Origin of the sequence: Rugamonas aquatica (genome assembly GCF_009380215.1) — a bacterium.
Taxonomy (GTDB): domain Bacteria; phylum Pseudomonadota; class Gammaproteobacteria; order Burkholderiales; family Burkholderiaceae_D; genus Rugamonas; species Rugamonas aquatica_B.
In genome coordinates, this window is sequence record NZ_WHUG01000001.1 from 924,379 (window position 1) to 946,167 (window position 21,789).

18 protein-coding genes are annotated in these 21,789 nt (G+C 64.6%); 13 read left to right on the forward strand and 5 right to left on the reverse strand.

What is annotated here, in order from left to right; translation table 11 throughout:
- The gene (locus tag GEV02_RS04020) at positions 1 to 1,152 is read right to left on the reverse strand and encodes an MFS transporter (protein WP_328595708.1); all 1,152 of its coding nucleotides are present in this window, start codon (positions 1,150 to 1,152) and stop codon (positions 1 to 3) included.
- A 3-nt stretch (positions 1,153 to 1,155) separates the two neighbouring features.
- Positions 1,156 to 2,274, reverse strand: a complete 1,119-nt coding sequence (gene aroC / locus GEV02_RS04025; RefSeq protein WP_152836639.1) for a chorismate synthase — start codon at positions 2,272 to 2,274, stop codon at positions 1,156 to 1,158.
- Between the two features lie 252 nt (positions 2,275 to 2,526).
- Between aroC and GEV02_RS04030 the strand changes: the two genes are divergently transcribed.
- Positions 2,527 to 4,788: a putative bifunctional diguanylate cyclase/phosphodiesterase gene (locus tag GEV02_RS04030; protein WP_152836640.1), complete on the forward strand. Its 2,262-nt coding sequence runs from the start codon at positions 2,527 to 2,529 to the stop codon at positions 4,786 to 4,788.
- Positions 4,789 to 4,842: 54 nt separating this feature from the next.
- Here the strand turns inward: GEV02_RS04030 and GEV02_RS04035 are convergent, their stop codons facing one another.
- Positions 4,843 to 5,298, reverse strand: a complete 456-nt coding sequence (locus GEV02_RS04035; RefSeq protein WP_008448140.1) for a CBS domain-containing protein — start codon at positions 5,296 to 5,298, stop codon at positions 4,843 to 4,845.
- Between the two features lie 196 nt (positions 5,299 to 5,494).
- Between GEV02_RS04035 and GEV02_RS04040 the strand changes: the two genes are divergently transcribed.
- Positions 5,495 to 6,805: an O-acetylhomoserine aminocarboxypropyltransferase gene (locus GEV02_RS04040; RefSeq protein WP_152836641.1), complete on the forward strand. Its 1,311-nt coding sequence runs from the start codon at positions 5,495 to 5,497 to the stop codon at positions 6,803 to 6,805.
- A gap of 1 nt (position 6,806) precedes the next feature.
- Positions 6,807 to 7,610, forward strand: coding sequence for an alpha/beta fold hydrolase (locus tag GEV02_RS04045; protein WP_152836642.1), 804 nt, complete (start codon positions 6,807 to 6,809; stop codon positions 7,608 to 7,610).
- Here the strand turns inward: GEV02_RS04045 and GEV02_RS04050 are convergent.
- Positions 7,591 to 8,727, reverse strand: a complete 1,137-nt coding sequence (locus tag GEV02_RS04050; RefSeq protein ID WP_152836643.1) for an HAF repeat-containing protein — start codon at positions 8,725 to 8,727, stop codon at positions 7,591 to 7,593. The two genes, GEV02_RS04045 and GEV02_RS04050, sit on opposite strands and share 20 nt — an antisense overlap.
- A gap of 175 nt (positions 8,728 to 8,902) precedes the next feature.
- On the opposite strand from GEV02_RS04050, the gene GEV02_RS04055 reads away from it, so the two are divergent.
- Positions 8,903 to 9,487, forward strand: coding sequence for a LysE family translocator (locus GEV02_RS04055; RefSeq protein WP_152836644.1), 585 nt, complete (start codon positions 8,903 to 8,905; stop codon positions 9,485 to 9,487).
- A 9-nt stretch (positions 9,488 to 9,496) separates the two neighbouring features.
- Positions 9,497 to 10,945, forward strand: a complete 1,449-nt coding sequence (locus GEV02_RS04060; protein ID WP_152836645.1) for an aminotransferase-like domain-containing protein — start codon at positions 9,497 to 9,499, stop codon at positions 10,943 to 10,945.
- 22 nt (positions 10,946 to 10,967) lie between these two features.
- Here the strand turns inward: GEV02_RS04060 and GEV02_RS04065 are convergent, their stop codons facing one another.
- On the reverse strand, positions 10,968 to 12,344 hold the full coding sequence (locus GEV02_RS04065) for a YihY family inner membrane protein (RefSeq protein ID WP_152836646.1): 1,377 nt from the start codon (positions 12,342 to 12,344) through the stop codon (positions 10,968 to 10,970).
- Between the two features lie 64 nt (positions 12,345 to 12,408).
- Between GEV02_RS04065 and wrbA the strand changes: the two genes are divergently transcribed.
- From wrbA to GEV02_RS04105, 8 genes are all read left to right on the forward strand, one after another.
- Positions 12,409 to 13,020 carry an NAD(P)H:quinone oxidoreductase gene (wrbA, locus tag GEV02_RS04070; protein ID WP_008448125.1) on the forward strand — a complete coding sequence of 204 codons (612 nt, stop codon included), beginning with the start codon at positions 12,409 to 12,411 and terminating at the stop codon, positions 13,018 to 13,020.
- Between the two features lie 13 nt (positions 13,021 to 13,033).
- Entirely contained in the window at positions 13,034 to 13,441 is a 408-nt protein-coding gene (locus GEV02_RS04075) for a DUF2069 domain-containing protein (protein WP_152802334.1), read from the forward strand.
- Positions 13,438 to 14,844 (forward strand): FAD-binding oxidoreductase, encoded by a 1,407-nt coding sequence (locus GEV02_RS04080; protein ID WP_152836647.1) that lies wholly within the window; start codon positions 13,438 to 13,440, stop codon positions 14,842 to 14,844. Before GEV02_RS04075 ends, GEV02_RS04080 begins: the two co-directional genes overlap by 4 nt.
- An 11-nt stretch (positions 14,845 to 14,855) precedes the next feature.
- Complete coding sequence (locus GEV02_RS04085; protein ID WP_152836648.1) at positions 14,856 to 15,311, forward strand: DUF4124 domain-containing protein; 456 nt, start codon at positions 14,856 to 14,858, stop codon at positions 15,309 to 15,311.
- Positions 15,311 to 17,905 (forward strand): FtsX-like permease family protein, encoded by a 2,595-nt coding sequence (locus GEV02_RS04090; RefSeq protein WP_152836649.1) that lies wholly within the window; start codon positions 15,311 to 15,313, stop codon positions 17,903 to 17,905. The genes GEV02_RS04085 and GEV02_RS04090 overlap by 1 nt, the downstream gene beginning before the upstream one ends.
- A complete protein-coding gene (locus GEV02_RS04095) occupies positions 17,905 to 18,990 on the forward strand; it encodes a lipocalin-like domain-containing protein (protein ID WP_152836650.1) in 1,086 nt (361 codons plus the stop codon). Before GEV02_RS04090 ends, GEV02_RS04095 begins: the two co-directional genes overlap by 1 nt.
- Positions 18,991 to 19,056: 66 nt before the next feature.
- Positions 19,057 to 20,901: an ABC transporter transmembrane domain-containing protein gene (locus GEV02_RS04100; protein ID WP_152836651.1), complete on the forward strand. Its 1,845-nt coding sequence runs from the start codon at positions 19,057 to 19,059 to the stop codon at positions 20,899 to 20,901.
- 79 nt (positions 20,902 to 20,980) lie between these two features.
- Complete coding sequence (locus GEV02_RS04105; protein WP_152836652.1) at positions 20,981 to 21,766, forward strand: sterol desaturase family protein; 786 nt, start codon at positions 20,981 to 20,983, stop codon at positions 21,764 to 21,766.
- Positions 21,767 to 21,789 lie beyond the last annotated feature (23 nt).

Sequence of the window (21,789 nt, forward strand, 5' to 3'; positions counted from 1 at the left end):
CTAGTGGCCGTCGCGCTCCTGCCAGCGGTAGGACAGCACGGCGGCCAGCGAAGAGCACAGCACCAGCCCGGCCGCCACGTAGTACACCGACTGCGGCCCCGTCCTCTCCCACCACTGCGCCAGGAACAGCCCGCCCAGCGAGCCGCCCACGCCATACGAAATGCTCATGTACAGCGCCTGCCCGCGCGCCTGCAACGGCCCGGAGAACCAGCGCTGCAGAGTCATCACGCACGACGAGTGATGCAGCGCGAACGTGGCCGCGTGCATGATCTGCGCGACGATCAGCAGCCACACCACCTGCGGGCCGAAGCCTATCATCAGGAAGCGCACCAGCGCCGTGGCCAGCGTCACATACATCATGACCTTGGCGCCCCAGCGCCGGAACAGCGGCGCCTGGTAGTAAAACAGCAGCACCTCGGCCAGCACGCCCAGCGACCACATGCCGCCGATCACGGTCTTGCTGTAGCCGTTGCGTTCAAGGTAGAGCGAGAAGAAGGTGTACAGCGAAGTGTGGGCCGCCACCATCAGCGCGGTCGACGCGAAGAAGGCGATCACCTCGCGCCGGCGCAGCAGCGACATCAACGGCGGCGGCGCCGTCTTGTGCTGGCGGCGCGGCACGTCCTTCAGGCGGAAGGCGGCGGCGATGGTCAGCACCAGCAGCGCGGCGGCCAGCCATGGCAGCGTGGAGATGCCGTAGTGTTCCAGCGCGTACGACGCCAGCGTGACGGAGACGATGAAGCCGATCGACCCCCACATGCGGATGCGGCCATAGAAGGTCAGGTCGCCGCGCATCTCGGACAGCATCAGCGCCTCGCAGATCGGCGCCTGCCCGCTGGTGAACAGGTTCAGCACGATCATCGCCAGCATGAAGTGGCTGAAGGTGCTGCCGAACAGGAAGCCGGAGAAGCCCGCCAGCGCGGCAAAGCCGGCCATGCGCAGCACCAGCACGCGGCGGTCGTAGTGGTCGGCGACGTAGCCCCAGACGTTGGGGCCGACGATGCGCAGCACCTGGATCATCGACATCAGCACGCCGATCTGCGCCACCGTCATGCCGTGGTCGGCGAAGAACAGCGTGGCGTAGGTGCTCCAGGTTCCAGCGTGTGCGTAGTAGCAGAAGAGGAATAAAGCGAAGCTGAAGGCTTGTACCGGCACCGCTTAGCGGGCGGCCGGCGGCATGGCCGGCGCGATGTTCGGGGTAGCCACCTGCACGTCGCCGCATTGCGCGCGATGCATCAGCGCGTGGTCGATCAGCACCAGCGCCAGCATGGCCTCGGCGATCGGCGTGGCGCGAATGCCGACGCACGGATCGTGGCGGCCGAAGGTTTCAACCATCACCGGATTGCCGTCCTTGTCGATCGACTGGCGCGGCGTGCGGATGGACGAGGTAGGCTTGATGGCGATCGATACCGTGATGTCCTGGCCGGTCGAGATACCGCCCAGCACGCCGCCGGCGTTGTTACCGATGAAGCCGGTAGGCGTCAGCGAGTCGCCGTGCACCGAGCCCTTCTGTTCCACCGACTTGAAGCCGGCGCCGATCTCCACGCCCTTGACGGCGTTGATGCCCATCATCGCGTAGGCGATGTCGGCGTCGAGCTTGTCGTAGATGGGCTGGCCGAGGCCGACCGGAATATTCTGCGCGATGACGTCGATGCGCGCGCCGATCGAATCGCCGGCCTTGCGCAGCTCATCCATCGCATCTTCCATGCGGGCGATCAGGGCGGCGTCGCCGCTGGCGGCGAAGAATGGATTGTCGTGCACATGCGACCAGTCCTGGAACGGCACGACGATGTCGCCGAGCTGGCTCATGCAGCCCTTGAACACGGTGCCGTACTGCTGGTTCAGCCATTTCTTGGCGATGGCCGCGGCGCCGACCACCGGCGCCGTCAGGCGGGCCGAGGAGCGTCCGCCGCCGCGCGGGTCGCGTACGCCATACTTATGCCAATAGGTGTAATCTGCATGACCTGGGCGGAAACTTTCGGTGATGTTGCCGTAGTCCTTGCTGCGCTGGTCCTCATTGCGGATCAGCAGCGCGATCGGCGTGCCGGTCGTCACGCCCTGGTACACGCCGGACAGGATCTCCACCGTATCCGGTTCCTTGCGCTGGGTAACGTGGCGCGAGGTGCCCGGCTTGCGGCGGTCCAGTTCCGGCTGGATATCCGCTTCCGACAAAGGCAATCCCGGTGGGCAGCCATCGATCACACAACCAATCGCGGGACCGTGCGACTCACCAAAGGTAGTAACTGAAAACAATTTGCCAAATGTATTGCCGGACATAGGAAGAGAATCTTTGGAAGAAGGTGGAAAGTACCTAATTCTACCAGCCTGCCGCGCTTGGCGTTCGGCACGCATAATAATTTCCACAAAGCAAGTTTCTATTGGTAAAATATCATTCTTCTGTTGTAAGCCAGATAAACTTGCACACCAGTATGCAACGTTCTGTATAAAGCGCTGGAAATCCGCGTTCTTTTTAACAATTCGCTATATACTTGATCTCAAGAACACCGAGAAATCCTGGAGAAGCTACACATGCCCCCACCGATCACACCCCTTGAGCAATCCAAGGATGATCACGACGATCTGGTATTCTTAGAAGAGCATCCGGCGGCGCCTGCGGTAGCGGGCGCCCGCAACGTATGGCGGGTCATGATTATCGACGACGACGAAGACGTCCACTCGACCACCACCTTTGCGCTCGGCAACCTCGACATGCAGCAGCGTCCGCTTGAATTCGTGCACGCGTATTCGGCCGGCCAGGCGCGCGAACTGTTAAAGCATGAATCCGAAATCGCCGTCATCCTGCTGGACGTGGTGATGGAGCAGGACGACGCCGGCCTGCATCTGGTGCGCTACATCCGCGAGACGCTGAACCTGGCCGACGTGCGCATCATCCTGCGCACCGGACAGCCCGGCTATGCGCCGGAGATCGACGCCATCCGCGATTTCGACATCAACGATTACAAGACCAAGTCCGAGCTGACCCGCATCAAGCTGTTCACCACGGTGACGGCGGCGATCCGCTCGTACGAACAAATCCGCAAGATCAACGACAGCCGCCGCGGCCTGAACCAGATCGTCCACGCCAGCACCCAGCTGATGGCGCTGCACGGCGTGCAGAACTTCGCCTCCGGCGTGCTGACCCAGATCGCCGACCTGCTCGGCCAGGACAGCAACGGCGTGCTGTGCGTGCAGGAATGCCCGGACGACGGCTGCCACGAATTGATGGTGATGGCCACCGCCGGCAGCTACCGCCACCTCGACAACACCACGCTGTGCAATGTCGAGCACAAGCACATCTACGACGCCATGGAGCTGACCCTGGGCCAGCGCCGCAATGTCTACGGCCCGGATTTCATCACGCTGTACTTCGCCGGCAAGGCCAGCCGCGACTTCGTCGCCTACCTGGAAGTGGGCCGCGCGCCGACCGAGATCGACGAGCGCCTGCTGGAGGTGTTCTGCTCCAACGTCGCCGTCGGCCTGGACAACGTCGAGCTGGTGACGCACCTGCATAACGCCGCCTTCTACGATCAATTGTCGAAGCTGCCCAACCGCACCCGCCTGGTCGAGATCCTCGACGCCACGCTGTCCGGCCCCGCGCGCGACGACGCCACGCTGTCGCTGGTCGACCTCGACCACTTCGCCGAGACCAACGACGCGCTGGGCCACCAGTTCGGCGACACGCTGCTGGTGGCCGTCGCCGGCCGCCTGCAAACGCAGCTGGGCGGCCAGCTGACGGTGGCGCGCATCGGCGGCGACATCTTCTGCGTGCTGGGCGACTCGTCGCAAGTCAACCCGGCCAACATCCTGGCGCTGTTCCAGCATCCGTTCAGCATCGACGGCCAGGACGTGCAGCTGTCCGCCACGCTGGGACTGGTGCGCCTGGGCGAACACGAAGGCAGCGGCGCCGACGCGCTGAAAGATGCCGACATCGCCCTGAAGCGCGCCAAGTCGCAGCAGCGCGCCGGCCACTTCTACTTCTCGCGCTCGATGGGCGTGGAGATCCGCGAACGCGTACGCATGATGCACGCGCTGCGCACCGCCTTCGGCCAGAACCAGCTGTTCGTGGTGTACCAGCCGCAGATCGACCTGGCCACGCGCCGTCCTGTCGGCGCGGAAGCGCTGCTGCGCTGGCAGACGCCGGACGGCAAGTTCATCTCGCCGGACCGCTTCATTCCGATCGCCGAGTATTCGGGCCTGATTATCGACCTGGGCGAATGGGTGATGCGTACCGCCTGCCGCGAGCTGGTGGACCTGCGCAAGGCCGGCCACCAGAACTTCATGATGTCGATTAACGTCTCGCAGGTGCAGTTCCGCCATCCGCACTTCCTGGAGATGCTGCGCAAGGCGCTTGAAGATACGGGCGCTCCGCCGGAATTCGTCGAACTGGAAATCACCGAATCGATGGCGATGGAAGAGCCGGACCTGCTGATCAAGATGCTGGCCCAGATCAAGCAGACCGGCGTCAGCATCGCGATCGACGATTTCGGCACCGGCTTCTCGTCGCTGTCCTACCTGCAGCGCCTGCAGATCGACCGTCTGAAAATAGACCGTGCCTTCGTCACCGAAATCACCGGCTCCGCGCGCGGCAGCAGCATCGCCGAGATGGTGATCCAGCTGGGCCGCAACCTCGGCCTGGCCGTGATCGCGGAAGGCGTGGAAGACGAACGCCAGGCGCAGATACTGCAAGCGCTGGGTTGTCCGCTGGCGCAAGGCTTCCTGTTCGCGCGGCCGATGACGGCGACAGCGCTCAACGGCTGGTTGAGCAACGACGCGCTGGAAGGCGCGGCATAAAAAAAAACGCCATCCTCGGATGGCGTTTTATTTTGTGGGCGCAGCCCGCACAGCTTAGTCGGATTGATCGGCCGTCTCGGCAGGCCAGTCGCGGATATAGGCTTTCAACATGCGGTTCTCGAAGCTCTGCGCCTCCAGCACCGCGCGCGCCACGTCGTAGAACGAGATCACGCCGAGGATGGTTTTGGCATTCATCACCGGCAGATAGCGCGCGTGCTTTTCCAGCATGATGCGGCGCACTTCATTGACTTCCGTATCCGGCGTGACGGTGATCGGATGATCGTCCATGTGCTTGCGCACCGTGCCGGCGCCGACGGTGCCGCCGTTTTCGTGCAATGCGCGGAGCACTTCGCGGAAGGTCAGCATGCCGGCCAGGTCGCCGAATTCCATGACCACCAGTGAGCCGATGTCTTTTTCCGCCATCGTGTTGGCGGCATCCGCCAACGGCTGGTCAGGAGAAATCGTGTAAAGAATGCTGCCTTTAACCTGAAGAATTTCGGAGACTTTCATTTTGGGCCGTCCTGTCCGCTGATATAGGCTGTGTGAATGGGGGTTCTAATTATTGTAGCCTTATAGCGAATGTAGCCTATGCCCGGCAAAAAATCCAGCGATCTGGATAAGCAAATCGCAACATTTTTACAGTGCTGTTGCCCAGCCGCGATTCAGGGTAGGATGCCGGGCATTCCTATAACTCCAACGAGACCCTATGAGCGGACCCAAATACCCCGGATTTGATACCCTCGCCCTGCACGCCGGCGCCACGCCCGACCCGGCCACCGGCGCACGCGCCACGCCCGTCTACTTCACCTCATCCTTTGCGTTCAAGGATTCCGACCACGCCGCCTCGCTGTTCAACATGGAGCGCGCCGGCCACGTCTACTCGCGCATCTCGAACCCGACCAATGCGGTGCTGGAGGAACGCATCGCCGCGCTGGAAGGCGGCGTGGCCGGTATCGCCACCGCCAGCGGCCAGGCCGCGATGCACCTGGGCCTGGCCACCATCGCCGGCGCCGGTTCGCACATCGTCGCCTCGCGCGCGCTGTACGGCGGCTCGCACAACATGCTGGCGTACACGCTCAAGCGCTTCGGCATCGAGACCACCTTCGTCGATCCGCGCGACCTCGATGCATGGCGCGCCGCGATCCGTCCCAACACCAAGGTGCTGTTTGCCGAAACGCTGGGCAATCCCGGCCTGGACGTGCTGAACATCGAAGCCGTCGCCACCATCGCGCACGAACAGCACCTGCCGCTGATGATGGACTCGACCTTCACCACGCCTTATCTGCTCAAGCCTTTCGAGCACGGCGCCGACCTGGTGTTCCACTCCGCGACCAAGTTCCTGTGCGGGCACGGCACCGCCATCGGCGGCCTGCTGGTGGACGGCGGCACCTTCGACTGGCAAGCCGCCTACGACCAGACCGGCCGCTTCGCCGAACTGTGCGAGCCGTACGACGGCTTCCACGGCATGGTGTTCGCAGAAGAGTCGACCGTGGGCGCGTTCGCGCTGCGGGCGCGGCGCGAGGGCCTGCGCGACTTCGGCGCCGTCATGAGTCCGCACAACGCCTTCGCCGTACTGCAAGGCGTGGAGACGCTAGGCCTGCGCATGGACCGGCACGTGGCCAACACCCGCAAGGTGGTCGAGTTCCTGCTGTCGAATCCCGCCGTGGAATCGGTGTCCTATCCCGAGCTGGAGTCGCACCCGGACTACGAACTGGCCAAGCGCCTGCTGCCAAAGGGCTGCGGCGCCGTGTTCTCGTTCAACCTGAAGGGCGACCGCGCCGCCGGCCGCCGCTTCGTCGACAGCCTGAAAGTGTTCTCACACCTGGCCAACGTCGGCGACGCCAAGTCGCTGGCGATCCATCCCGCCTCCACCACGCACTTCCGCGTGCCGGCCGACCAGTTGGCGGCATCGGGCATCACCGAAGGCACGATGCGGCTGTCGGTGGGACTGGAGGATGTGGATGACCTGATCGAAGACCTGGCGCGCGGCCTGAAGCTGTCGCAGAAAGGAGCATGACATGCTGCTGACCGTACAAGGCGTGGACGCCTACTGCTACACCGGCGGCAAGCCGTTCGACGCCGCCCTGCCAACCGTGGTCTTCATCCACGGCGCGCAAAACGATCATTCGGTGTGGGCTTTACAGACCCGCTACTTCGCCCATCACGGCTACAGCGTGCTGGCGGTGGACCTGCCGGGCCATGGCCGCAGCAAGGGCGCGGCCAAGGCCGGCGTGCCCGAACTGGCGGACTGGCTGCTGCAAGTGCTGGACGCGGCGGGCGTGCAAAAGGCCGCGCTGTTCGGCCACAGCATGGGATCGTTGATCGCGCTGGAAGCGTCGCACAAGGCGCCGGCGCGCGTCACGCACCTGGGCATGGTCGGATCGACCTACCCGATGAAGGTATCGGACGCGTTGCTGGAAACCTCGCGCACCGATGAGCAGAGCGCCATCGACATGGTCAACATCTGGTCGCACTCGACCATCGCGCAAAAGCCGTCGTGTCCGGGACCGGGCTTCAATACGATGGGAGGCGCGCGCCGGCTGATGCAGCGCATCTCGCAGATCAATCCGCAGCAGGTGTTCTACACCGACTTCACGGCCTGTAACGCCTACGCCAACGGCGAGGCGGCCGCGCAGGCGGTGCGCTGCCCTACCCTGTTCCTGTTCGGCGCGCGCGACATGATGACGCCGCCCAAGTCCACCAAACTGCTGACCTCCACCATCAGTCACGGCAAGGTGGTGACGGTGGACAGCGGCCACTCGCTGATGAGCGAGCAGCCGGATGCGGTGCTGGATGCGCTGTTCAGTTTTGCGGGAACTTGAAGCGGATAATCCGGTTCGCGCCCTGCATCACGATGCCACGATAGCGGCGGCGGTAGATCACGATGCCGGCGGTGCCGGTCAACACGACCAGGATCAGCGACACCAGGTCGGTGCCGCCGTGGGTGACGACCGGGCGCTGAGACGAATGCATGGTCGACGCCTGGAACTTCTTGCCGACATAGCGCGCACCGATCACCAGTTCCTCGGCGTTGATGTTATTGACGAGGTACAGCCCGAAACCGCCCGGATGCACGCTCATCTTGCCGTCACGGTAGACGAAGGAGCGGCGCTCGTCGCCGATACGGATGCTGCCCACTACATGGCCGGCGGCGTTGATGGAAGTGGCGAAGCTGTCGCCGTAGCCGATCAGCGCGCCGAGATCGACCATCTTTTTACCGTCATGGACGAAGGCGTGCCAGCGGCGATCCGGCGTTTCCGAGGTGCCCACCACCACGCCGGAATCGTTGACCGCGGTGGCGCCGCTTGAGCGGCCGCCCAGCGTACCCAGGTCCTTCATGCCCTCGCCGGGCTTGTAGATAAAGGCGCGGCGATAGCCGTCCGACAGCGCCGCCGTGCCGACGATCACGCCATCGGTGTTCACGCCGGCCGCGTAGCTGATGTTGCCGCCCAAGGTGCCCAGGTCGACCAGGGGACCGTCGCCATTGCGGCCGGTGGAGAAGGCGTGGAAGTAGCCATCGCTGGTATCGGCGTATCCGACCGCCTGGCCGGAACGGCTGATGCCCATGCCGTAGCTGCTGTTGCCGCCCAGCGTGCCGAGGTCGCGCATCGCCAGGCCGGCGCGGAAGACGAAAGCGCGCCAATGGTTGTCGCTGTCCTGGGCCGAGCCGACCACGTCGCCGCCGATGTTGATGCCGCGGGTGAAGCTATCGCTGCCGCCCAGGGTGCCCAGTTCGACCAGGCGTTTATCCCACAGCACCGCGCGCTGGCGGCCGCTGTCTTCCTCGATGATGCCGGCCACCTGGCCCGCCGCGTTGATGTCGACCGCGATGCTGGCCTCGTTGCCGCGCTCCCCCAAACCCGGCGGGTGCGGCTGCTGGGCCGACGACGCCATCCCTGCAACTCCCAACAAGACCACCGCAATCGGCATTCTCAGCATAACATCCCCCAAGTTGATTTTTATGAATGCCGATTCTATAACGACATTCGGACGGCGGGCAACTGTAGCGGTAAATCGACTGATACAGCATCGGTCTGTGCCCCTGACCTTGTGCCTTGTGCCGGCCTCCCCGCCCTCCTAGACTGGCTCCATTCCCAAACTGTGAAGGCGCCGCATGACCGAACTCCTGCCCTTGATAAGCTATTGCTTCGTGATGTCGGCCACGCCCGGTCCGAACAACGTCATGCTGGCCACCACCGGCGCCAATTTCGGCGGCCGCGGCGCGCTGCCGGTCGTGCTGGGCATCCAGGCCGGCATGTTCGTGCAGACCATGCTAATGTGCGTGGGGCTGGGCACCGTCTTCGTCACCTATCCAGTGGCGCATCAGGTGCTGCGTATCGCGGGATCGCTATACCTCGTTTTCCTGGCCTGGAAGCTCAGCGGCGCATCGATGAGCGCTGCGCAGGCGCCCAAGGCGGTCTCGTTTTTCCAGGCTACGGTATTCCAGGCGCTCAACCCCAAGAGCTGGGTCAAGGCCGTTACCGTGGCCTCGGTGTTCATGCCCGCCGGGCAGAATACAATCGCCGATGCGTTGCTGGTGTCGGCGATAGGCACCGCAGTCGGGGCGCCTTGCAATGCCATGTGGGCGCTGTTTGGCGTCTCGATCCGCCACCTGCTGAAAGACCCGCGCAAGCAGCGCATCTTCAATTTGACGATGGGCGCCATCCTGCTCGTACTGGCCGTGATGTTTTTACGCTAGACTCTCGCCATGTTCGCCATCGACCGCTCCTCCCCCATCGCCCTGTCCAAACAGATTGAGGCGCAACTGCGCCACATGGTCGAAAGCCGCGCGCTGCCTGGCGGCGCCAAGCTGATGTCGATACGCCAGTTGGCCACCCAGCTGGCCGTCAGCACGAATACGGTGGTGGTGGCTTATGACAGGCTGGTCGCCGCAGGCGTCATCGATTCGCACGGCACGGCGGGCTTCTTTGTGTGCGCGCCCAATGACGCGGGCAAGTCGATTCCCGATGAAGTCGCACTAGAAGCTGGCGTGGAACAGGAGCCGGTCTGGCTGGCGCAGCAGGCCAACGATCAACGCGCCGGCATCCTGCTGGCCAGCAGCGGCGCCTTGCCGCCAACCTGGCTGCAAGACGCCGTGCCGGCCAGCGCCGTGCAAAAGGCCTTGACGCGCAGCGCCGCAGGCATGGCCTCGCGCTGCCCACCGCAAGGGCTACCGGAACTGCGCGAGCATATCGCCTTGCTATTGCGCGGCATCGGCATCGCCGCCGACGCCGGCCACATACTCACCAACCTGGGCGGCACCCATGCCATCGACCTGATTTGCCGCAGCTTTCTGCAACCCGGCGACACCGTGCTGGTGGAAGATCCCGGCTACTTCCTGATGTTTGGCCGCTTGCGCCAGGATGGCATACGCCTGGTGCCGGTCAAGCGCGGCCCCGATGGCCTCGACCTCGATGCGTTGGAAGCCGCCTGCCGCGAACACCGTCCACGCCTGCTGTTCGTGCAAACTGCCCTGCACAACCCGACTGGCTGGAGCAGCAGCGCCGCCAATTTGCACAAGGTCTTGATACTGGCGCAGCAGCATGGCTTCCTGATCGCCGAAGACGACGTGCACGGCCACTTCCAGCAAAGCCACAGCACGCGGCTGGCATCGCTGGCAGGGTTGGACGGCGTGATTTACTACTCCAGTTTTTGCAAGGCGCTCAGTCCTGCCTTGCGGATGGGCTATCTCGCCGCCGCCCCGGCCCTGCTCAAGGTGCTGATGCGGACCAAGATCCACTCCATCATGACGATGCCGGCGCTGAACGAGTATGTGCTGCTTGAAGTACTCAAAGCCGGCAACCTGCGCAAGCACCTGGACCGCATGCAACGCAAGATCATGGCGGCCCGCAACGCCAGCACGCAGCAACTGAGCGCGGCAGGCGTGCTGTTCGAGCAGCCCGGCGATGCGGGCATCTTCTTGTGGGGCACCATGCCGGAAGGCCTGGACGTGGACCTGCTGGTGCAGGACGCCTACCGCAACAACATCCTGCTGATGCGGGGCGCCGCCTTCTCGGCCAACGACACGCCCGACCAGCATATCCGCTTCAATGTCGCGTTCAGCCAGCATCCGCGCCTGAGCACCTATCTGCAAGAGCGGCTGCAAGCCGTGGCGGGAGCACGCTCAAGCCTGGCGCGCGCCAGCAGCGCGGCCTGACTGAGCGTTTTTAACTTGGCGCCTAACGGCAGTCGATAGGGCCGAAATGCTCGGCCAGGGTCTTGCCCAGGCCCGCTTCAACGGCCGCCTCCACCTCGCGCGCCAGCGATGCGGCGGCGCGCGCGGCTTGCAGGTCGCGCTCATCGTCGCTGTCCGACACTACGCCGGCGTTGATCGGCATACCGGAGAATACGAACAGGCGATAGACCTCGGCCAGAGTCAGCTTCTCGACATTGGCCAGGATGACCCAATGATCGCCGCCGTCGCTGATACGCTTGCCCCACTGGACGCGCTGCGGCGCATCGACCTTGACGCGGCCCACCCAGCCTTCAGCCATCATCTTTTCCAGCAGCGTGTCCATCTCGTCGAAGCCCAGCCGCGTGCGCGCGCGGATCGCGCCCGCGCTGACCAGCGCCGTATCGCCGCATTTGCAGGCCACATGCAACACCCGCAGGATCGCCATCGCGTCGACGAATTCGCCGCCCGGCTGCGCCTCATGCCACCAGCGCTCGTACTTCACCACCGGCAGCGCGGCCACCAGCAGCGCGCCAAACAACGTAATCATCCACGATACATACACCCACAGCAGGAACAGCGGCAACGCCGCCAGCGCGCCGTAGATCTTCGAATACGTCGGGAACTGCGTGATGAACACCGCGAAGCCCCGCTTGGCCACCTCGAACGCCAGGCCGGCCACCAGGCCGCCCCAGGCCGCGTCGTACCAGTCCACGTCGCGGTTCGGCACCGCCACGTACAGCAGCGTGAAGGTGGCGGTGGTCAGCGCCAGCGACAACACCGTGTAGATCAAGGCGCCGATCACCGGCACATCGCCGATCAGGTCACTGGTGGCCATGAACACCTGGCCCGACAAGGTCAGCGACACGCCGATCAGCAAAGGCCCGAGCGTGATGATGGCCCAGTAGACCAGGATGCGCTTGGTCCAGCGCCGCTCGGCGCGCACGCGCCAGATGCGGTTGAAAACGCGCTCGATCAAGTTCATCATCGCGATCGACGTGAAAATCAGCGCCACCGCGCCCACCGCCGACAGCCGCGTGGCCTTGGAAGCGAACATGGTCAGGTAGTTCAGGATGGTGGTGGAAATCGACTTCGGCATCACGCTTTGCACGAAGTAGGCTTCCAGCGATGTGCGGAAGGTGTTAAACAGCGGGAAGGTGGTGAAGATCGCCAAAGCGATGGTCAGCAGCGGCACCAGCGCGAACACCGTGGTGAAAGTGAGACTGCCAGCCACTTGCGGCAAACTCTCCTCGCGCAGGCGGCGGTGGGCAAACAGGAAAAGATCCCGCACTTCGGGCCAGGACAACGAACGTACTGTGTCTATCCCGCTACGGCAACTGCGGGAAACATACTGTAAAACCGGGTGTATATATTTTTCGTACATGAGCGATAATCGAAATACAAGGTGGCGACGCTGCCACCCGCTAAAGCGCCCTATAATACCGCCGATGAACCAAGCCAATCTGATTATTCTCGTATTGTTTTACTCACGCCATGGCGCCACGCGCAAATTGGCCGAACTGATAGCCCAGGGTGTGGAAAGCGTGCCAGGCTGCGACGCGCGCCTGCGCACGGTTCCAGCCGTATCGACCGTGGCCGAAGCCACCGAACCGGACGTGCCGGCCGACGGCGCGCCCTACGTCGAACTGGAAGACCTGGCCGAATGCGCCGGCTTGGCCGTTGGCTCGCCCACGCGCTTCGGCAACATGGCCTCGGCGATGAAGTATTTTTGGGACGGCACAGCGGCCCAGTGGCTGTCCGGCGCGCTGGCCGGCAAGCCGGCATGCGTGTTCACGTCCACCGGCAGTCTGCACGGCGGGCAGGAATCGACGCTGCTGTCGATGATGATACCGTTGTTCCACCACGGCCTGATGGTGCTCGGCCTGCCCTACACCAACCCGGAACTGATGACCACCTCCAGCGGCGGCACCCCCTACGGTGCCAGCCACTGGTCCGGCCTTGACGGCAAGAAGACCATCACCGAAGATGAAAAACGCCTGGCCATCGCGCTGGGCCGGCGCCTGGCCGAAACGGCCGTCAAACTGCGCGCCGCCGCTTGAACAGGGACGCATGATGGAAAACACGATGCAAAAGTATTGTCACTGGGGCGCCATCGGCAGCCTGGTGACGCTGATTATCTGGTGCGTGCTGTGGGAGATGGTGCTGGCGCCACTGCATCCGGGCGGCTCGTGGCTAGTGCTGAAGGCCGCGCCGCTGCTGCTGCCGCTATACGGCGTATGGAAGCGCGACATCTACACCCTGCAGTGGACCTCGATGATGATACTGCTGTACTTCACCGAAGGCGTGGTGCGCGGCTGGAGCGACAAGGGCAGCCTGTCCGCATGGCTGGGCTGGGGCGAGGCACTGATCGTCTGCGTCTACTTCGTGTGCGCCGTCATGTATCTGCGCCCCTATAAAAAGGCGGCCAAGAAGCTGGCCAAGGAATTGCTGGACAAGGTCAAGGTCAACACCGTCAAATGACAGACTTCCTCACCCACTGCCGCTCCGTGGTGGGCGATGCCTTTGTATTCGATGCGCCTGCGGACATGGCGCCCTTCCTTACCGACTGGCGCGGCCGTTTCACCGGCAAGGCCCTGGCGGTGCTGCGACCGGCGACGGTGGAACAGGTGGCGGCGCTGGTGCGGGCTTGCGCGCAATGGCGCGTGGCGCTGGTGCCGCAGGGCGGTAACACCGGCCTGGTGCTGGGCAGCGTGCCCGATGCCGGCGGTGGCGCGGTGGTGCTGTCGCTGACGCGGCTGAACGCCATCCGTCAGGTCGATCCCATCAACCGCACCATGACCGTGGACGCCGGCTGCATCCTCCAGCAAGTGCAAGAAGCCGCTGCCGCTGAAGGCTGCCTGTTTCCGCTGTCGCTGGCGGCGGAAGGCAGCTGCACCATCGGCGGCAACCTGTCCACCAATGCCGGCGGCACGGCGGTTCTCCGCTACGGCAATACGCGTGAACTGTGCCTCGGGCTGGAGGTCGTCACGCCGCAAGGCGAGATCTGGAGCGGCTTGCGCGGCCTGCGCAAGGACAATACCGGCTACGACCTGCGCGATCTGTTCATCGGCGCGGAAGGCACGCTGGGCGTCATCACCGGCGCGGTGCTCAAGCTTTATCCGCAACCCAAGGCCAGCATCACCGCACTGGCCGCACTGCCCTCGCCCACGCACGCGCTCCAGCTTCTGAACCTGATGCAGGACCATTGCGGCTCCAGCCTCACCGGCTTCGAACTGATGTCGAACTACTGCCTGAACCTGGTGGCGCAGCAGTTCCCGTCACTGCCCAAGCCGTTCGCCGCGCAGCATCCGCAGTACGTGCTGATGGAGCTGTCGAGCAGCGAATCGGAGCAGCACGCCGTCGGCCTGCTAGAAAACGCCATCGGCGCGGCGCTGGACCGGGACATCGTCAGCGATGCAGTGGTGGCGGCTTCGGTGGCGCAATCGGCCGGGCTGTGGCAGTTGCGCGAACACATCCCGCTGGCGCAAGCCAAAGCCGGCAAGAACATCAAGCACGATATCTCGCTGCCGGTATCGCGCATCGCCGACTTCATCGCCGCCACCGGTCCCTTGCTGGAGGCGGCCTTCCCCGGCTGCCAGCTGGTGTGCTTCGGCCATCTGGGCGACGGCAACCTGCACTACAACGTGGCGCCGCCGGACGGCATCTCCAATGAAGACTTCCTGCGCAATCAGGACAAGGTCAATCGCGTGGTGCACGACAGCGTGGTCGGCTTCGGCGGGTCGATTTCGGCGGAACACGGCATCGGCGCGCTGAAGCGCGAGGAACTGGCCCATTACAAATCGCCGGTGGAACTGAACATGATGCGGGCCATCAAAGCGGCGCTGGACCCGCTGGGTATCATGAATCCCGGGAAAATTCTGTGAACGGGGTTGTTATGCCTATCAGTCTTCGCGCCCCTTGCGCGGTCGTGCTTTGTGCGGCAACGCTGGCGATGCAGGCCTCACGCGCCCAAACCGTCTACAAATGCACGGTCGACGGCAAGGTCAGTTTTAGCGACATGCCCTGTCCCGCCGGCGCGGCCTCCGCGACGACGCTGGCGGTGCCGGCCGCGCCGGCTGCCGATCCAGCCGCCGCCAGCGATCTGGCGCGGCAGCGCAAGGAAGCGGCAAAGCTGGAAAAGGCCCGTCATCAACGCGAAGACCAGGACGCCCGCGCCGCCGACAAGGCCGCGCAGGCCGCAGCCGTACAGCGCAAGAAGTGCGGCAAGCTCAAACTGAACAAGCAATGGGCCGATGAAGACGTGCGGCGCGCCTCCGTCCCCAAGCTCGATAATGCCAAGCTCCGCGCCAAGCGCGCCGGTGAAGCCCTGGCACTGGAGTGCCCACAGTAATGCCTGAATCGATACCGGAATCCACTCGCAGCGCCGCTATGGGCCGCCTGTCGCGCTGGCTGCTGCTGGGCGAATGGCGCGCGCACCCGCTGCGGGCGCTGGTGGCGATAGCGGCGATCGCCGTCGGCATCTCGCTGGGCTTCGCCATCCACCTGATCAACGCCGCCGCGTTTAACGAATTCTCGTCGGCCATCAAGGGCCTGTCCGGCGTGGCCGACATCCAGGTACGCGGTACCGAACCGTTCTTCGACGAAGCCGTCTACCCGATGCTGGCGCAGCGCCAGGGCGTGGCGGTGGCCTCGCCGGTGCTGGAGTTCGACGCCTCTGTGCCCGGCGAAACGACGGCGCTGAAAATCCTCGGCATCGACGCCTTCCGCGCCAGCTTCATCTCGTCCGACCTGGTCGGCGCCCCGTCCGAAGACCATGTGACCGATACGCTGGCAGATGATGCCCTGTTCCTCTCGCCCGCAGCCCAGCAATGGCTCAAGCTGGCCGACGGCGGACAACTGAAGCTGCAAGTCGGCGTCGGCGAACTGAAACTGCGCGTGGCCGGTTCGCTGCAACGCGCCCGCGCCGGACAGCGCATCGGCGTGATGGACCTCGGCGCCGCACAGTGGCGCTTCGAAAAGCTCGGCCAGTTATCCCGCATCGACCTCAAGCTGCGCGATGGCGTCAACCGCGACACCTTCAAGGCGGAGCTGGAGCAGCACCTGCAGCACGATTATCCGGGCCGCTTCCGCGTCAACCAGCCCAACGACGAAGAACAGAACAGCCGCAACGAAGGCATGAGCCGCGCCTACCGCGTCAACCTGACCGTACTGGCGCTGGTCGCGCTGTTCACCGGCGCCTTCCTCGTGTTCTCCACGCAGGCGCTGTCGGTGATACGCCGCCGCAGCCAGTTCGCGCTGCTGCGCGTACTGGGCATGGACCGCAAGCACCTGCTGCGCCAGATCCTGATCGAAGGACTGAGCCTGGGCATCGCCGGTTCCGTCATCGGCATCGCCGCCGGCTACGGCATGGCGGCGGCAGCCCTGCACTTCATGGGCGCCGACCTCGGCGCAGGCTTCTTCTCCGGCGTGCGACCGCAGGTGCAGTTCACGCCTGTCGCCGCTGTCGTCTACTTTACGCTGGGCGTGGTCGTGGCCCTGCTGGGATGCGCCGCGCCGGCGCTGGATGCGGCCCGCGCCAAGCCTGCGGTCGCGCTCAAATCCGGCACCGAGGAAGCGGCGATGTCGCGGCTGTCCCGCGCCTGGCCGGCGCTGGCCTGCATCGCGCTGGCGGCACTACTATCGCAAGCGCCGCCGGTGTTCGAGCTGCCGCTGTTCGGCTATCTGTCGATTGCCCTGCTGCTGGTCGGCGCCATCGCCCTGATGCCGCGCCTGGCCGCCATCGTGTTCCGCCTCACGCATCGGCGCTGGAGCGCCGCCACCGCCCACAAGCCCGGCGCCTCGCCGGTGGTCACGCTGACACTGTCGCGGCTCGCCAACGCCTCCAGCCAGGCCGGCATCGCGCTGGGCGGCGTGCTGTCCAGCTTTAGTTTGATGGTGGCGATGGCGATCATGGTCTCCAGCTTCCGCGTGTCGCTCGACGACTGGTTGCAGCACATCCTGCCGGCAGATATCTACGTCAGCGTGGCCAGCGCCGGCACCACGGCAGGCCTGCGACCGCAGGAGCAGGCCGCCATCGTCGCCCTGCCCGGCGTCGCCAAGGCTGATTTCCTGCGCGTGCGCGCCGTTTCGCTGACCTCGGCCCGGCCGCCGGTCGCTCTCATGGCGCGCAATCTCGACGTCGCCGATCCCGGCGCAGCGCTGGCCATCGTCGGCACCACCCAGGCGCCTGGGCCTGGCGCACCGCCGCCGGTGTGGGTGTCCGAAGCCATGGTCGATTTGTACGGTACGCATGTAGGCCAGCGCATCGAACTGCCGCTCAACGGCAAGCTGCATGCGTTCCAGGTGGCCGGCGTGTGGCGCGATTATGCCCGCCCTACCGGCTCGGTCCAGATACGGCTGGACGACTACCGCGCCATCACCGGCGACATGGAAGCCAGCAACGTCGCGCTATGGCTCAAGCCCGGCGCCAAGGCCACCGACACGGACAAGGCACTGAAGCAGCTGCCGTTCGGCGCCGCGCTGACGACCACCGCGCCCACCGAAATCCGCGAGATGAGCATGAAGGTCTTCGACCGCAGCTTCGCCATCACCTATCTGCTGGAGGCGATCGCCATCGTCATCGGCTTGTTCGGCGTGGCCGCGACCTTCTCGGCGCAGACGCTGGCGCGGGCCAAGGAGTTCGGCATGCTGCGCCACGTCGGCGTCACGCGCCGCCAGGTGCTGTCGATACTGGCTATCGAAGGCGGCGCGCTGACGGGCCTCGGCATCGTCACCGGCTTCGTGCTGGGTTGGATCATCAGCCTGATACTGGTGTTTGTCGTCAATCCGCAGTCCTTCCACTGGTCCATGCAACTGCACCTGCCGTGGCCTCTGCTGGCCACCGTGGCGGGACTGCTGCTGGCCGCCGCTGCGCTCACCGCGCTGCTGGCTGGCCGCCAATCGCTGTCGGGCGGGCCGATACGTGCAGTCAGGGAGGACTGGTGATGAAACTGATACGACGATGTGCAGTGGTGCTGGCCATGTTGGCGGCAATATCCGCGCAGGCGGCCGAGCCGGTGTTCGAGACGGTGAAGCCGCTGCCGCCCGGCGCCGCGCTGCGATTCCCAGCGGACTTCGGCGCCCATCCCGGCTACAAGACCGAATGGTGGTACGTCACCGGCTGGCTGAACACGCCGGACGGCAAACCACTGGGCTTCCAGGTGACGTTCTTCCGCACCGCCACGCCGCACGATCCCGCCAACCCGAGCAAGTTCGCGCCCAAGCAGCTGATCATTGGCCATGCGGCCGTCTCCGACCCGGCCAACGGCAAGCTGCTCCACGACCAGCGCAGCGCGCGCGAAGGCTTCGGCCTGTCCTACGCCAAGGTCGGCGACACCGACGTCAAGCTCGAAGACTGGCACATGACACGCGCCGCCGGCGGCAGCTACCAGGTCCATCTCGACGCCGCCAGCTTCAAGCTGGAGTTGACACTGAAACCTACGCAACCCGTGCTGCCGCAGGGCGACCGTGGCTATTCGCGCAAAGGTCCGCGGCCTATCGACAGCAGCTACTACTACAGCGAACCGCAGCTGGCCACCACCGGCACTGTCACCCGCGCCGGCAAGGCGGTCGCCGTCACGGGCGCCAGCTGGCTCGATCACGAATGGTCCACCCAATATGTCGCCGCCGATGCCGCCGGCTGGGATTGGCTAGGCGCCAACCTGGCCGACGGCGGCGCGCTGATGGCTTTCCAGATGCGCGGCAAGACAGGTGCTAAACTATGGGCGCACGCGACATGGCGCGATGCATCCGGTAAGATCACGCAGTTCTCGCCGGACCAGGTCAGCTTTACCCCGCAAAGACGGTGGCGTTCGCCCCGCACCAATGCCGAGTATCCCGTCTCGACCCAGCTGGCCACCGGCAGCACCGTGTGGCAGATCGTCCCTTTGCAGGACGATCAGGAGCTGGACTCGCGGCGCTCCACCGGCGCGGTGTACTGGGAAGGCGCGGTAACGCTGGAGCGGGACGGAAAACCGGCCGGCCGCGCCTACATGGAGCTGACCGGCTATGTCCAGCCGATCAAGTTTTAGCAGCACCGAACAATTTAGCATCGCCCGAATCGTCAACAAAGAATACTTACAAACCGCAGCCACACGATGACCAACAGCACCACCGCAAGCACCATGTCCGCCGCCGCTCCAAGTACAGCAAGGGAAGCCAAGAAAGGCAGTCTAGCCACCCTGCGCGGACTGACGCCTTTCCTGCTGCCGTATAAACGTCAATTCGCCATGGCCGGCATCGCGCTGGTGGTGGCCGCATGCTCCACGCTGGCCATCCCCGCCGCCTTCAAGCAGATGATAGACCTTGGCTTCGGCGGCGCCGGCGACAAGAGCATCAAGCACGTCGACCTGGTGTTCCTGGCCTTGTTCGGCGTGGCGACGGTGCTGGCGCTGGCCACGGCGGCGCGCTTCTACACCGTGTCCTGGCTGGGCGAACGCGTCACCGCCGACATCCGCAGCGCAGTCTACAAGCATGTGGTCACGCAGAGCCCCGAGTTTTTCGAGACCACGCAAACCGGCGAAGTCCTGTCCCGCATCACCACCGACACCACCCTGATCCAGGCGGTGGTCGGCACCAGCATCTCGATGGCGCTGCGTAACGTGCTGCTGTTCGTCGGCGGCCTGGTCATGTTGTTCGTCACCAGCGCCAAGCTGTCGGCCATCATCATCGGCCTGCTGATCCTGACCGTGCTGCCTATCGTGATGTTCGGCCGCCGCGTGCGCAAGCTGTCGCGCGATTCGCAGGACCGCATCGCCGACGCTTCCGCCATGGCCGGCGAAATCCTCAACGCCATGCCGACGGTGCAGGCCTTCACGCACGAGAAGATCGAATCGAACCGCTTCGGCGCCTCGGTCGAAGGCGCTTTCGCCACCGCGATGCGCCGCATCCGCGCCCGCGCGCTGCTGACGATGATTGCCATCGTACTGGTGTTCGGCACCATCGTGTTCGTGTTGTGGCTGGGCGCACACGCTGTGCTCAACGGCGACATGACCGGCGGCGATCTTGGCCAGTTCATCCTGTATGCATCCATCGTGGCCGGGGCCATCGGCGCCCTGTCCGAAGTGATGGGCGAGGCGCAGCGCGCCGCCGGCGCCACCGAGCGCCTGCTGGAACTGATGTCGGTCAAGTCGGCCATCCAGTCGCCGGCACAGCCGCTGGCATTGCCGCCGCGTGCCGCCAATGGCGCGGCACTGAGCTTGCACGATGTCGGCTTCTCCTATCCTTCGCGTCCCGATACGGCAGCGCTGGGCCAAGTGACGCTGGATATCAAGCCGGGTGAAACGGTGGCCGTGGTCGGCCCTTCCGGCGCCGGCAAGACCACGCTGTTCCAGCTGTTCCTGCGCTTCTACGATCCGCAGAGCGGCAGCATCAAGCTCGATGGCGTCGACATCACGCGCCTGGACCTGCACACGCTGCGCGGCGCCATCGGCATCGTGCCGCAGGATACGGTGATCTTCTCGGCCGACGCGATGGAAAACATCCGCTACGGCCGCGCCGACGCCACCGACGCCGAAGTGATCCAGGCCGCCAAGCTGGCCGCCGCCCATGAATTCATCGAACGCCTGCCGCAGGGCTACCAGTCCTTCCTGGGCGAGCGCGGCGTGCGCCTGTCCGGCGGCCAGCGCCAGCGCATCGCGATTGCCCGCGCGCTGCTGAAAAACCCGCCATTGCTGCTGCTGGACGAAGCCACCAGCGCGCTGGATGCGGAATCCGAACGTCTGGTGCAAAAGGCGCTGGAAGCGGCGATGGTCGGCCGCACCACGGTCATCATCGCGCACCGCCTGGCGACCGTACAGCGCGCCGACCGCATCATCGTGATGGAGGATGGCCGCATCGTCGAAACCGGCACCCACGCATCGCTGGTGGCGCTGGGCGGCATCTACGCCAACCTCGCGGCGCTGCAGTTCCATAACGTCCACGTCGAACAGCACGCAAGTTAATTAAAAAATAATTTAGCAAATAAGCACAACGGTTCCGGGTCACGCTAATATGGCGTTATTTTAAAATCAAGGAACCGTTATGCTGGAACGTCTGCTACGCAACATATGGCATAACATTCTCGGAGGCGCCTGGTCATACGTCCTGGTGGCCGGTATTTTCACGCTGCTTTGGCTGTGGTGGCACTTCCTGCCAGGCCGCAGGCAGCGCTTGCAGGCCAAGCGCGTCGGCCGGCCCCAACTCCAACGTGAAGTTCTCACCACCGTTGTCAGCCTGACGGTGATCGGCGCCGTGCTGCCGCTGGCCTTTGCGCTGGGCCTGCGCCGCTATTCGCCGATCTATACCGGGCTGGATGACTATAGTCACGGCTGGGCGTCCACCGCAGGCATCGTGGTGTTGATGATGATAGTACAGGACACCTGGTTCTACTGGACCCACCGGCTGATGCACCACCGCCGGCTGTTCCGCTGGACTCATCTCACTCATCATCGCTCCACCAACACCAATCCCTGGTCCACCTACTCGATCAGCCCAGTGGAGGCCGTGGTCGACAGCAGCGCCATCATCGTCATACTGCTGCTAGTGCCAAGGAACTATGTGGCGCTATTCATTTTCTCCTGGCTTAACACGGCATACGCCGTCTACACGCACCTCGGCTACGAGATCTTCCCGCGAGGTATGTCGCAGCACTGGCTGGGCCGCTGGGTCAACACCTCCACGGCCCACAACACCCACCATGCGCGGGGCCGATACAACTACGGCTGGTACTTTTTATTCTGGGACCGCATGATGGGCACCCTGTCGCCGGACTACGAAACGCACTACAGCAAAGCGGGCTTTTTGGCCGCCTCCGCAAAAAGCCGGTAACATTCTCCCTTTCAGGAGAACGC